General features: G+C 59.4%; 10 protein-coding genes. 4 read left to right on the top strand and 6 right to left on the bottom strand.

Going from position 1 to position 12,235, the window contains the following annotated elements:
- Positions 1-57: 57 nt before the first annotated feature.
- From cra to leuO, 4 genes are all read right to left on the bottom strand, one after another.
- Positions 58-1,062, bottom strand: coding sequence for a catabolite repressor/activator (cra, locus tag CYR32_RS05770; RefSeq protein WP_101823436.1), 1,005 nt, complete (start codon positions 1,060-1,062; stop codon positions 58-60).
- A gap of 261 nt (positions 1,063-1,323) precedes the next feature.
- The gene (ilvN, locus tag CYR32_RS05765) at positions 1,324-1,815 is read right to left on the bottom strand and encodes an acetolactate synthase small subunit (protein ID WP_165698185.1); all 492 of its coding nucleotides are present in this window, start codon (positions 1,813-1,815) and stop codon (positions 1,324-1,326) included.
- A gap of 2 nt (positions 1,816-1,817) precedes the next feature.
- The gene (gene ilvI / locus CYR32_RS05760) at positions 1,818-3,536 is read right to left on the bottom strand and encodes an acetolactate synthase 3 large subunit (RefSeq protein ID WP_101823435.1); all 1,719 of its coding nucleotides are present in this window, start codon (positions 3,534-3,536) and stop codon (positions 1,818-1,820) included.
- Between the two features lie 558 nt (positions 3,537-4,094).
- Entirely contained in the window at positions 4,095-5,036 is a 942-nt protein-coding gene (leuO, locus tag CYR32_RS05755; RefSeq protein WP_101823434.1) for a transcriptional regulator LeuO, read from the bottom strand.
- An 827-nt stretch (positions 5,037-5,863) separates the two neighbouring features.
- Here leuO and leuA point away from each other — a divergent pair.
- From leuA to leuD, 4 genes are read left to right on the top strand one after another with little or no spacing between them, the layout of a single operon-like run.
- Positions 5,864-7,441, top strand: coding sequence for a 2-isopropylmalate synthase (gene leuA, locus CYR32_RS05750; protein WP_101823433.1), 1,578 nt, complete (start codon positions 5,864-5,866; stop codon positions 7,439-7,441).
- Positions 7,442-7,443: 2 nt separating this feature from the next.
- Positions 7,444-8,535 (top strand): 3-isopropylmalate dehydrogenase, encoded by a 1,092-nt coding sequence (gene leuB, locus CYR32_RS05745; RefSeq protein ID WP_101823432.1) that lies wholly within the window; start codon positions 7,444-7,446, stop codon positions 8,533-8,535.
- A gap of 1 nt (position 8,536) precedes the next feature.
- Positions 8,537-9,937 carry a 3-isopropylmalate dehydratase large subunit gene (gene leuC / locus CYR32_RS05740; protein ID WP_101823431.1) on the top strand — a complete coding sequence of 467 codons (1,401 nt, stop codon included), beginning with the start codon at positions 8,537-8,539 and terminating at the stop codon, positions 9,935-9,937.
- Positions 9,938-9,948: 11 nt separating this feature from the next.
- Positions 9,949-10,551 carry a 3-isopropylmalate dehydratase small subunit gene (gene leuD / locus CYR32_RS05735; RefSeq protein ID WP_101823430.1) on the top strand — a complete coding sequence of 201 codons (603 nt, stop codon included), beginning with the start codon at positions 9,949-9,951 and terminating at the stop codon, positions 10,549-10,551.
- Between the two features lie 55 nt (positions 10,552-10,606).
- Here the strand turns inward: leuD and CYR32_RS05730 are convergent, their stop codons facing one another.
- Positions 10,607-11,800 carry an MFS transporter gene (locus tag CYR32_RS05730; protein WP_101823429.1) on the bottom strand — a complete coding sequence of 398 codons (1,194 nt, stop codon included), beginning with the start codon at positions 11,798-11,800 and terminating at the stop codon, positions 10,607-10,609.
- Positions 11,801-11,996: 196 nt separating this feature from the next.
- Positions 11,997-12,167, bottom strand: coding sequence for a glucose uptake inhibitor SgrT (gene sgrT / locus CYR32_RS05725; RefSeq protein WP_101823428.1), 171 nt, complete (start codon positions 12,165-12,167; stop codon positions 11,997-11,999).
- Positions 12,168-12,235: the final 68 nt, after the last annotated feature.

The following is a 12,235-nucleotide window of genomic DNA, read 5'->3' as shown; positions in this document are numbered from 1 at the left end:
AATAGCCCGGTCTACAGGACGGAAATAATTGCGGTGCAACAGGGTTGCACCGGCTTTTTATTTACGGTTTAACGCGCCACGGCGATAAAGATTACGGCGGATGCGCGTCAGCCCCGGTTTGGGTTTTTGCGGCTCATCCAGGCTGGCGAGCACCAGTTCCAGTACCCGCTCCGCTACGTCACGGTGGCGCTGTGCCACGGCCAGCACCGGGCATTGCAGGAAGTCGAGCAGCTCATTATCGCCAAAGGTCGCGATGGTCAGGTCGGTCGGTAGCTGCCCCTGCTGCGCCAGCGCCACATCCATTACCCCCTGCAACAGCGGGAATGAAGTCGTGAACAGCGCCTGCGGCATCGGGTTGGTTTTGAGCCAGGTGCGGAACAGCTCACCGGCGGCAGCGCGCTCAAAGCTGTTGGCGTAGAGATAGTCGACCGTCCGTGCATCGTCAGCCCAGGCCTCGCGGAACCCCTGCTCACGCAGGAAACTCACGGACAGCTCCGGCAGCGCCCCCAGGTAGAGGATCGATTCAGCCGGAAAGCTGCGCAGCGCCGTGGCCAGCATTACGGCATCTTCTTTATCGGCCCCCACCACGCTGACAAAATTCTCACGGTCCAGCGCACGGTCCAGCGCGATGATCGGGAAGGGATCGTTGGCCCAGCGCTGGTAGAACGGGTGCTCCGGCGGCAGGGAAGTCGAGACGATGATCGCATCCACCTGCCGCTGCAACAGGTGCTCCACACAGCGCATTTCGTTGTCCGGCTGATCTTCCGAACAGGCGATCAGCAGCTGATAGCCGCGCTGGCGCGCCTGGCGTTCCAGGTAGTTGGCAATCCGGGTGTAGCTGGTGTTCTCCAGATCGGGGATCACCAGCCCGATGGAGCGCGTCCGGCCGGCGCGTAACCCGGCCGCCACAGCATTGGGGTGGTAATTGTGCTGCCTGACGACCGTCATGACTTTTTCAACGGTTTTATCGCTGACACGGTACTGCTTCGCTTTGCCATTAATGACATAACTGGCCGTGGTACGCGAAACACCGGCTAACCGCGCGATTTCATCCAGTTTCACGACGTCCTCTCATTGCTTGAAGTGATATTCCGCCCCGCCTTGTCGGGTCACAGCAGGGGCGCACAGCCAATATTTCCCGGATGCGTCTTGTTATAAGCAGGTGAATGGGGCCGCCGGGATAAATAACCTGTATTTATCTAACCCCAATCGCCGGGGTGGAGCAAGGTGTTTTGCCGAAAGGTATCAGCGCGCGCGCAAAAAAAGGGGCCGGACATATTCTGCCCGGCCCCTTCGCCTAATTAAGCCTGTTATTTTACGCGTTTAGCGCATGATCTTATCACCGCGCGAAACGCCGACCACGCCGGAGCGGGCGACCTCAACGATCTCCGCCACATCGCGCACGGCGCTTAAAAATGCATCAAGCTTGTCGCTGGTTCCGGCGAGCTGAACGGTGTAAAGCGTTGCCGTGACGTCGACGATCTGGCCGCGGAAAATGTCCGCGCAGCGTTTGACCTCTTCCCGCCCGTAGCCGCTGGCCTGCACTTTCACCAGCATAATCTCACGCTCGACGTGTGCGCCCTGGGCCAGCTCGGTGACGCGCAGCACATCCACCAGCTTGTGCAGCTGCTTTTCGATCTGCTCGATTACCTTCTCATCCCCCACCGTCTGGATGGTCATGCGGGAGAGCGTCGGGTCATCCGTCGGGGCGACCGTCAGGCTTTCGATGTTGTAGCCGCGCTGGGAGAACAGGCCGACCACGCGGGACAGGGCGCCCGATTCGTTTTCCAGTAATACCGATAAAATCCGGCGCATGATCAGGTCCTCTCCGTTTTGCTTAACCACATTTCATCCATCCCACCCCCGCGGATCTGCATCGGGTAGACGTGCTCCGTCTCGTCGGTGGTGATATCCACAAACACCAGGCGGTTTTTCTGCGCCAGCGCCTCCGCCAGTTTGCTTTCCAGCTCGTCCGGCGTACGGATGGCGATACCGACATGCCCATACGCCTCCGCCAGTTTCACGAAGTCCGGCAGGGACTCCATATAGGACTGGGAGTGGCGGCCGGAATAGATCATGTCCTGCCACTGCTTCACCATGCCCAGATAGCGGTTGTTGAGGTTCACCACCACCACTGGCAGGCCATATTGCAGCGCGGTGGAAAGCTCCTGAATGTTCATCTGGATGCTGCCGTCACCGGTGACGCAGACCACGGTCTCCTCCGGCAGAGCGAGTTTTACCCCCAGCGCGGCCGGCAGGCCGAAGCCCATGGTGCCGAGGCCACCGGAGTTAATCCAGCGGCGCGGTTTGTCATATTTGTAGTAAAGCGCAGCGAACATCTGGTGCTGGCCGACGTCAGACGTGACGTAAGCGTCGCCGTTGGTCAGCCGGTAGAGGGTCTCGATCACCGCCTGCGGCTTGATGGTGTTACCGGCTTTCTCATAGGCCAGGCAATGGCGGGCGCGCCACTGTTCAATCTCCTGCCACCAGCCGCTCAGTGCCGCCTGATCCTGCCCGTCGCTGCCTTGCGCCAGCAGCTCCAGCATCTGGGTCAGCACCTGGCGCGCGTCACCGACGATCGGAATATCGGCGTTAACGGTTTTGGAGATTGAGGTCGGGTCGATGTCGATGTGCAGCACCGTGGCATTCGGGCAATACTTCATCAGGTTATTGGTGGTGCGGTCATCAAAGCGCGCGCCGACGGCGAAAATCAGGTCGGTGTTGTGCATCACCATATTGGCTTCATAGGTGCCGTGCATCCCGAGCATCCCCAGGCTCTGGCGGTGCGAGCCGGGAAACGCGCCCAGCCCCATCAGTGAGCTGGTCACCGGCAGGTTCAGCGCCTCGGCCAGCTGCACCAGCTCGGCATGGCAGCCGGCCGTGATCGCCCCTCCGCCCACATACAGCACCGGTTTTTTCGCCGCCAGCAGCGTTTGCAAGCCGCGCTTAATCTGGCCGCGGTGCCCCTGTACCGTCGGGTTATAGGAGCGCATGGCGATCTGTTCCGGGTAGGCGTAGGGCAGTTTCACCGCCGGGTTCACCACATCTTTCGGCAGATCGATCACCACCGGGCCGGGGCGGCCGGTAGAGGCTAGGTAAAAGGCTTTTTTCAGGATAGTCGGGATGTCTTCCGCGCGTTTCACCAGGAAGCTGTGCTTCACCACCGGGCGCGAGATCCCCACCATGTCGCACTCCTGGAAGGCGTCATAGCCGATAAGCGAGCTGGGCACCTGCCCGGAGAGCACCACCATCGGAATAGAGTCCATGTAGGCGGTGGCAATGCCGGTAATGGCATTGGTGGCACCGGGGCCGGAAGTCACCAGCACCACGCCGACCTCCCCGGTGGCGCGGGCGTAGCCATCCGCCATATGCACGGCGCCCTGCTCATGGCGCACCAGAATATGATCGATCCCGCCCACGGTGTGCAACGCATCGTAGATATCAAGCACCGCCCCGCCGGGGTAACCAAACACATGCTTGACACCCTGATCGATTAACGACCGGACTACCATCTCGGCTCCTGACAACATCTCCATGATTCGCCTCCAGGCTTCTGTTTTCATTACTGAATGGGGAGACTCCTTCCCCGCCATTCTGTGGGTATAGGGCACTGCCCGGCTATTATTATTGGTTGGATATAACGATGTACCTTAACGCCTGAATTTAGGTCAGGCAAACGGCAAAAAAGCTGCGGCGCGGCTGGTCAATTAATTGCGCCCTGTTAATAGGTGATGGAAAGAGATTATTCACTGGAGAAGCGCCGTCAGGTTCAGAAAATATAGTGCGGCGGGGAATAAATGCAGAAGTAAATGGTGCAGGAAAATAACCGCCGGTTGCACATTACGCTGGCCCCGTGATGGTGCAGCCTGCACCATGTTGCATAATCGCCCCTGCCGGCCGGGGCGCGCCGCGTTTTTTTGGCTGCCCCTTCGCGGTGAAGCGCCGGAAAGCCGCACCAGGAGAGAAAAATGCGGCCGCACACCACAGGATAATCGTTTGCGTGGTGCCCAGCACCCAGCATCAATGGCTTATTAAGCGTGTGAAAGCGGGCCGCGGCGCGGCCCGGGAGACAGGGATTACAGGGATTACAGGGATTACAGGGAGGATTTACAGTGGTTCAGCAGCGTGCGCAGCCACTGGTGGGCGCGGTCTTTATCGGCTGATTTATGCCAGGTCAGGTAGCACTTCATGGTATTTTCCATCCAGGTTACCGGCAGCAGCGTAATATTGAGCATCTGCATATATTCAGACGCAAGCCAGCGCGGTGCCAGGGTGACCATTTCGGTCTGGGAGACAATATTCATCGCACTGCTTAAATCATTGGCCTGATAAACGATCGTCCGGCGCGCCTCAGTAGTGGAATAAAATTCGGCACTGAACGACCCGACCTGCGCGAAATTCACCACGGCATGGCACTCTTTAAGATACATCTCACGGTTATTCAGCGAGCGGGTGCGCGGATGGGAAGAGGAGCAGACTAATACCACCTCATCCTGGAAAAGCACATCACTGCAGAAGGCGTTATTATCAAACTCTTTATAACTGATAAAAAACTCCACATCCTGATAACGTAATTGATGTTCAATATTATTATCCAGGCAAGAGTTGAGCCGTAATTGCACATTGGGGGCGTGCTCCGCCACCACATTATAAATTTTAGGTGCCAGGCGGATATCCAGCGGGCTGCTGATGGAGAGGGAAAGCATCCGGTCGCTGGTGGCCGGTTCAAAGCCCGCGCCGGGCAGCTCATTCAGCACCAGTTGCAGCGCCTGGCGCACCGGGCCGAACAGCTGGCGGGCGCGCACCGTGGGCTGGATGCCGCGGCCATAGCGCACAAACAGCTCATCATTAAACATCATTTTCAGCCGGGCCACCGCATTGCTGACCGCCGGTTGTGACATGCCCAGACTTTCGGCGGCGCGGGTAATATTCTGCGCCTGCATGACCGCATCAAAGACTGTCAGCAGGTTTAAATCAAAATCACGCAATTGCACTTCTTCGCACGGCTGCGCTTGCTCTGAAATAATTTCAGACATGGTTAACTCCAGTAGGCCGGCAGACAGAGTAATAGCCGGTCAGGCTATATGTCCCGGAGAAAAATAACAGGGCCTCCCCTTTCACACGGCCGGTGATAAGAATGAGAGGGGAAAAGCACGGATGACCTAAACAGGTGCGCCATTGCGTGGGGAGGTTAACCATTCGTTATTTATCAGTAAATAATAAATAACTATCACAATTAACCATCATGCCTGTTTATTTGTCGCGCTAATATGAACACATGCTCTTATAACAGACAACATCACCAAAGCTGAATAATAAATTCACTCTCAATGAAACCATCATTAACATCATGATTTATGGATTATTGTCTCCGGCATGGTTCAACCCTCACATCACAAATAATAATAGATAACTAAAAACGATAAATTGGGATTAACACCCCAAACAAAAAATCACGCCATGATAAAAATCAAATAATCTCCGCCGTCGCGTTTTTTCAAATCACCGGCCGGTGCGCGGAACGGCAACATATTCCGTCAGTAACAGTTTCAGGTGCAGTGTTTTATCCTGTTGGGGCGGATCCGGGCCGTTTGCCCTATTTTAAGACCCAGGGTTGACAAGGGTTCCCTGATAACGTATCAAATTAGACAACGAATTTTTCACAAGACACGGGACGCTGACACATTATGTTTATGATCACCCGCCTAACCAGCCTACTACTTCACGCAGCTTATTTGCGCGGTATGGCGGTGGACGGGATCCCGAACTGATTCAGCCCTCTCCCAGATTAAAACCCGCGCCGTTGCGCGGGTTTTTTTTTACCCGCTGGGCGCGAAACGAGACCACAACAAGGATTAACCCCATGAGCCAACAAGTCATTATTTTCGATACCACCCTGCGCGACGGTGAACAAGCCCTGCAAGCCAGCCTGAGCGTGAACGAAAAACTGCAGGTTGCGCTGGCACTGGAAAGAATGGGTGTTGACGTCATGGAAGTCGGCTTCCCGGTCTCCTCCCCGGGCGATTTTGAATCGGTGCAGACCATCGCCCGCCAGATTAAAAACAGCCGGGTCTGCGGGCTGGCGCGCTGCGTGGACAATGACATCGATGTCGCCGCCGAAGCGCTGCGGGTGGCGGAAGCGTTCCGTATCCACGTCTTCCTGGCCACCTCCACGCTGCACATTGAGTCCAAACTGAAACGTACCTTTGATGACGTGATGGAGATGGCGATCCGCTCAGTGAAGCGCGCCCGCCGCTACACCAACGATGTGGAGTTCTCCTGCGAAGATGCCGGCCGCACGCCGATCGATAACCTGTGCCGCATTGTGGAAGCGGCCATCACCGCCGGGGCCACCACCATCAACATCCCGGACACCGTGGGCTACACCACGCCGCACCAGTTCAGCGGCATCATCTCCACGCTCTATAACCGCGTGCCGAACATCGATAAAGCGATCATCTCCGTGCACTGCCATGACGATCTGGGCATGGCGGTCGGCAACTCCATCGCCGCCGTGCAGGCGGGGGCGCGCCAGGTTGAGGGCACGCTGAACGGCATCGGCGAACGGGCCGGTAACACCGCGCTGGAAGAGGTCATCATGGCGATCAAAACCCGTGAAGACATCCTGAACGTGCACACCAACATCAACCATAAAGAGATCTACCGCACCAGCCAGATCGTCAGCCAGATCACCAACATGCCGATCCCGGGCAACAAAGCGATTGTCGGCTCCAACGCCTTCGCCCACTCCTCCGGCATCCACCAGGACGGCGTGCTGAAAAACCGCCAGAACTACGAAATCATGACGCCGGAGTCGATCGGCCTGAACCAGGTGCAGCTGAACCTGACCTCCCGCTCTGGCCGCGCGGCAGTGAAACACCGTATGGAAGAGATGGGCTACAAAGAGAGCGACTACAACCTGGACGCCCTCTACAGCGCCTTCCTGAAGCTGGCAGACAAAAAAGGCCAGGTGTTCGACTACGACCTGGAAGCGCTGGTGTTCATTAATAAGCAGCAGGAAGAGCCGGAGTTCTACCGTCTGGACAACTTCAACGTGCAGTCCGGCTCCAGCATCACCGCCACTGCCACCGTGAACCTGGGCTGCGGCGACGAGGTGCTGACCGAAGCGGCCACCGGTAACGGCCCGGTCGACGCGGTCTATCAGGCGATCAACCGCATCACCGGCTACCAGATTGAGCTGGTGAAATACCAGCTGACAGCCAAAGGCCACGGCCGCGACGCGCTGGGCCAGGTGGACATCGTGGTCTCCTTTGAGGGCCGCCGCTTCCACGGCGTGGGCCTGGCCACCGATATTGTCGAGTCCTCCGCCAAAGCGATGGTGCACGTGCTGAACTGCATCTGGCGCAGCAAGCAGGTAGAAAAAGAGAAACAGCGCCTGCAAACCGCCACCCCACAACAAAACAATCAGGAAATGGTGTGAACATGAGCAAAACCCACCACATTGCCATCTTGCCGGGTGACGGCATCGGCCCGGAAGTGATGGCCCAGGCCTATAAAGTGATCGACGCCGTCAGCCGGCGTTTTAATCTGGCGATCACCACCCGCGAATATGATGTTGGCGGCGCGGCGATCGACAAGCACGGCAGCCCGCTGCCGGCAGAGACCCTGGCCGGGTGTGAAGCAGCGGATGCGATTCTGTTCGGTTCGGTCGGCGGCCCGAAATGGGAAAACCTGCCGCCGGACCAGCAACCGGAGCGCGGCGCGCTGCTGCCGCTGCGCAAGCACTTCAAGCTGTTCAGCAACCTGCGTCCGGCGCGCCTCTACGCCGGGCTGGAAGCCTTCTGCCCGCTGCGCGCTGACATCGCCGCGCGCGGCTTCGACATCCTGTGCGTGCGTGAGCTGACCGGCGGCATCTACTTCGGCCAGCCCAAAGGGCGCGAAGGCCAGGGGCCGCAGGAGAAAGCGTTCGACACCGAGGTTTACCACCGTTTCGAGATTGAGCGCATCGCGCGCATCGCCTTTGAGTCGGCCCGCAAGCGCCGCAGCAAAGTCACCTCCATCGACAAGGCCAACGTGCTGCAAAGCTCGATCCTGTGGCGTGAGGTGGTCAACGGCGTGGCGAAAGATTACCCGGACGTGGCGCTGAGCCACATGTACATTGATAACGCCACCATGCAGCTGATTAAAGACCCGTCCCAGTTTGACGTGCTGCTCTGCTCCAACCTGTTTGGTGACATCCTCTCTGACGAGTGCGCGATGATCACCGGCTCGATGGGCATGCTGCCTTCTGCCAGCCTGAATGAAGCGGGCTTCGGCCTGTATGAGCCGGCGGGCGGCTCCGCGCCGGACATCGCCGGCAAAGGCATCGCCAACCCGATCGCCCAGATCCTCTCCCTGACGCTGCTGCTGCGTTACAGCCTGGGCGCGGATGAGGCGGCAGACGCCATTGAGCGCGCCGTCAACCAGGCATTGGAACAGGGCTACCGTACCGCCGATCTGGCCGGTAACGGCACCGCCATTTCGACCAGCGACATGGGCGACACCATCGCCCGCTTTGTGCAACAAGGGGCATAACATGGCCAAGACCTTATACCAGAAACTGTTTGACGCCCATGTGGTTCACGAAGCGCCCAACGAGACGCCGCTGCTCTATATCGACCGCCACCTGGTGCATGAAGTGACCTCGCCGCAGGCGTTTGACGGCCTGCGCGCCATGGGCCGCCCGGTACGCCAGCCGGGCAAAACCTTCGCCACCATGGACCACAACGTCTCGACCCAGACCAAAGACATTAACGCCTCCGGCGAAATGGCCCGCATCCAGATGCAGGAACTGATCAAGAACTGCGCGGAATTCGGCGTGCAGCTTTATGACCTGAACCACCCGTTCCAGGGCATCGTCCACGTTATCGGCCCGGAACAGGGCATGACACTGCCGGGCATGACCATCGTCTGCGGTGACTCCCACACCGCCACCCACGGCGCGTTCGGCTCGCTGGCGTTCGGCATCGGCACCTCCGAGGTGGAGCACGTGCTGGCGACTCAGACCCTGAAACAGGGCCGCGCCAAAACCATGAAAATTGAAGTCAACGGCGATGCGGCCTCCGGCATCACCGCCAAAGACATCGTGCTGGCGGTGATCGGCAAAACCGGCAGCGCCGGCGGCACCGGCCACGTGGTGGAGTTCTGCGGGTCAGCGATTGAAGCGCTGAGCATGGAAGGCCGCATGACGCTGTGCAACATGGCGATTGAGATGGGTGCCAAAGCCGGGCTGGTCGCGCCGGACGCCACTACCTTCGCCTACCTGAAAGGCCGCCAGTTCGCGCCGAAAGGCGCTGACTGGGATGAAGCTGTGGCCTACTGGTCGACGCTGAAGTCGGATGAGGGCGCGCACTTCGACAGCGTCGTGACGCTGGACGCCGCCGACATCGCGCCGCAGGTGACCTGGGGCACCAACCCCGGGCAGGTGATCGCCGTGAACCAGGACATCCCGTTCCCGGATTCCTTCAGCGACCCGGTCGAGCGCGCCTCTGCCGAGAAAGCGCTGGCCTACATGGGCCTGAAGCCGGGCATCAAACTCACTGACGTGGCGATCGATAAAGTCTTTATCGGCTCCTGCACCAACTCCCGTATTGAAGATCTGCGGGCAGCGGCGGCCATCGCCCGCGGGCGCAAAGTCGCGACCGGCGTGCAGGCGATCGTGGTGCCGGGCTCCGGCCCGGTGAAAGCGCAGGCGGAACAGGAGGGGCTGGACAAGATCTTCCTGGAGGCCGGGTTCGAATGGCGTCTGCCGGGCTGCTCCATGTGCCTGGCGATGAACAACGACCGCCTGAACCCCGGCGAGCGTTGCGCCTCCACCAGCAACCGTAACTTTGAAGGCCGTCAGGGCCGTGGCGGCCGCACCCACCTGGTCAGCCCGGCGATGGCGGCAGCGGCGGCGGTCACCGGCCACTTCGCTGACATCCGCGAACTGAATTAAGGAGCATTTTCATGGCAAAATTTACCCAGCATACCGGTCTGGTTGCGCCGCTGGACGCGGCCAACGTCGACACCGATGCCATTATCCCGAAACAGTTCCTGCAAAAAGTGACGCGCACCGGCTTTGGCCAGCACCTGTTTAACGACTGGCGCTTCCTGGACGACGCCGGCCAGGTGCCGAACCCGGAATTTGTGCTGAACGCGCCGCGTTACCAGGGGGCCAGCATCCTGCTGGCGCGGGAAAACTTCGGCTGCGGCTCCTCGCGTGAACATGCCCCGTGGGCGCTGACGGATTACGGGTTCAAAGTGATCATCGCGCCGAGCTTTGCCGACATTTTCTACGGTAACTCGTTCAACAACCAGTTGCTGCCGGTGACGCTGAGCGAAGCGGATGTGGATACGCTGTTCCAACTGGTGGAAAGCCACGAAGGCATCACCTTCACAGTGGATCTGGAGCAGCAGCAGGTGATTGCCGGTGACCACCGCTACCCGTTTGAGATCGACAGCTTCCGCCGCCACTGCATGATCAACGGGCTGGACAGCATCGGCCTGACGCTGCAACACGACGCCGACATCAGCCGGTACGAAGCGAAGCAACCCGCCTTTATGCGCTGATTGCCGCCCATAAAAAAGCCCGCCTCTCCCGGCGGGCTTTTTTTATCACGGTATCCTACACATCCCGCACCCGGCAGGTCAGCAGCAGCGCCACCAGCATCAGCGCGGCGGCCACGCAGTAGACCGCATAGTGGCTGATGTGCTCGGCCACCAGCCCCTGCACCACCCCGGCGACAATCACCCCGGTGGAGATGCTGTTGGTGAACAGCGTGGTGGCGGAGCCGGGCCGCCCCGGCATCAGATCCTGGAAATAGAGCATCCCGATCCCGGCGACAATGCCGATAAAAATCGCGTTGAACAGCTGCAACAGCAGCAGCGCGGTTTTGCCCTGAAACAGCACCAGCCCGCCATAGAACAGCACCCCGGCCATCACCGCGCCAATCATCATTTTCCGCTTGCCGATACGTTTGACGTAGTAGCCCGCCAGCAGCATCGCCGGGATCTCCAGCCCCGCCGCGGTGCCCATCAGCAGCCCGGCCAGCCGGTCAGGCAGCCCGAGATCGTGGCTGATATAGAGCGGCATATCGATGATGTACATGGTGTTGGCCGTCCACATCAGCAGCGAGGCGAAAAACAGCGTGCGCACATTCACGTCGTTCCAGGCTTTGGTGGAGACCACCACCTGATCGACCGGCTGCGCCGCGCGCGGCACCGACGGCAGCACCCACCACACCACGAAAGCGCTGACCAGGAAAAACACCGCCGCCAGGCTGAACATCCACGTGAAGCCGTAGTTCAGCGCCACGGTAAAGGAGAGCGGCGGCCCGATGACCCACGCCAGCGAGAGCTGCGCACGCATCATTGAGCTGAACATCACCACTTCACGGGCGGAGTTGTCGGCATATTCGCGCGCCAGCGCAAACAGCTGCGGCATCGCGGCGTTGGCAACTGCCGCCAGCAGCACCCCGCCGGTGATCAGCGTCAGGTAGTGGCGGTTAAAGGCGAACAGCAGGCAGTTGCCCACCGCCATCAGCAGGCAGACCAGGATCAGGCTGCGCCGGTTGCCGCTGTGGTCGGAGCGTTTCGCCAGCAGAAAACTCACCGCAATCCCGGCCACGGCATTGATGGTGTAAAACAGCCCGACCCACAGCGGGCTGGCCTTGACCTCGGTGGTCAGGAACAGGCTTAGCGTCGGTGCCTGCAGGGCACCGGCAATCCCGCTCAGGAAGGTCACGGCGAGGAAAGCGACAAAAACAGGATTGAGCCGGCGGAACGCGCCGACGCGCTGCGCCAGAGAGCGGTTGGCCATAAGTATTTATCCCTGCAAAGAAAAGCGGTGTTTAACCCGGTGAAACGTGGAGTGTAGACGGCTTTTGCCGCGGATACAGCAGCAAAAACCTGCAATCCCACGCTTTTTTGGTTCAGTTAACGGCAATAAAAAAGCCAGCGGAGGACCCGGCTGGCTGGTGAAACGCACCATTACTCAGAAAGCGGTGACCGGCGCTTCAGGTGTGGGAGTGGTACTGCTCGTCGGTCATAGTGGGGGTCTGCCACTGCATCAGCTGCTCCAGCAGCGTGATGCGGTGCTGGCAGGGTATCCAGGCGAGCCACTCCCCTTGTGGTGAGACGGCCGTGAAATAGCGCCGGTAAAACTGGCTGGTCAGCAGGCGTGTCATCTTCTCTTCTCCGGGTGGCGGCGTGGGTTGCTGAAAGAGAGTATCGGCGTAATATGGGGAAAGAAAAA

This window comes from Chimaeribacter coloradensis (assembly GCF_002858715.1).
In the GTDB taxonomy this organism is placed as follows: Bacteria; Pseudomonadota; Gammaproteobacteria; order Enterobacterales; family Enterobacteriaceae; genus Chimaeribacter; species Chimaeribacter coloradensis.
Note: the sequence above shows the minus strand (reverse complement) of the source record. Positions and strands in the feature narration are given on the sequence as shown.

Coding starts and splice junctions, on each gene's coding strand:
- ilvN (WP_165698185.1), bottom strand. CDS start 1,815: ATGCGCCGGATTTTATCGGTATTACTGGAAAACGAATCGGGCGCCCTG.
- ilvI (WP_101823435.1), bottom strand. CDS start 3,536: ATGGAGATGTTGTCAGGAGCCGAGATGGTAGTCCGGTCGTTAATCGAT.
- leuO (WP_101823434.1), bottom strand. CDS start 5,036: ATGTCTGAAATTATTTCAGAGCAAGCGCAGCCGTGCGAAGAAGTGCAA.
- leuA (WP_101823433.1), top strand. CDS start 5,864: ATGAGCCAACAAGTCATTATTTTCGATACCACCCTGCGCGACGGTGAA.
- leuB (WP_101823432.1), top strand. CDS start 7,444: ATGAGCAAAACCCACCACATTGCCATCTTGCCGGGTGACGGCATCGGC.
- leuC (WP_101823431.1), top strand. CDS start 8,537: ATGGCCAAGACCTTATACCAGAAACTGTTTGACGCCCATGTGGTTCAC.
- leuD (WP_101823430.1), top strand. CDS start 9,949: ATGGCAAAATTTACCCAGCATACCGGTCTGGTTGCGCCGCTGGACGCG.
- CYR32_RS05730 (WP_101823429.1), bottom strand. CDS start 11,800: ATGGCCAACCGCTCTCTGGCGCAGCGCGTCGGCGCGTTCCGCCGGCTC.
- sgrT (WP_101823428.1), bottom strand. CDS start 12,167: ATGACACGCCTGCTGACCAGCCAGTTTTACCGGCGCTATTTCACGGCC.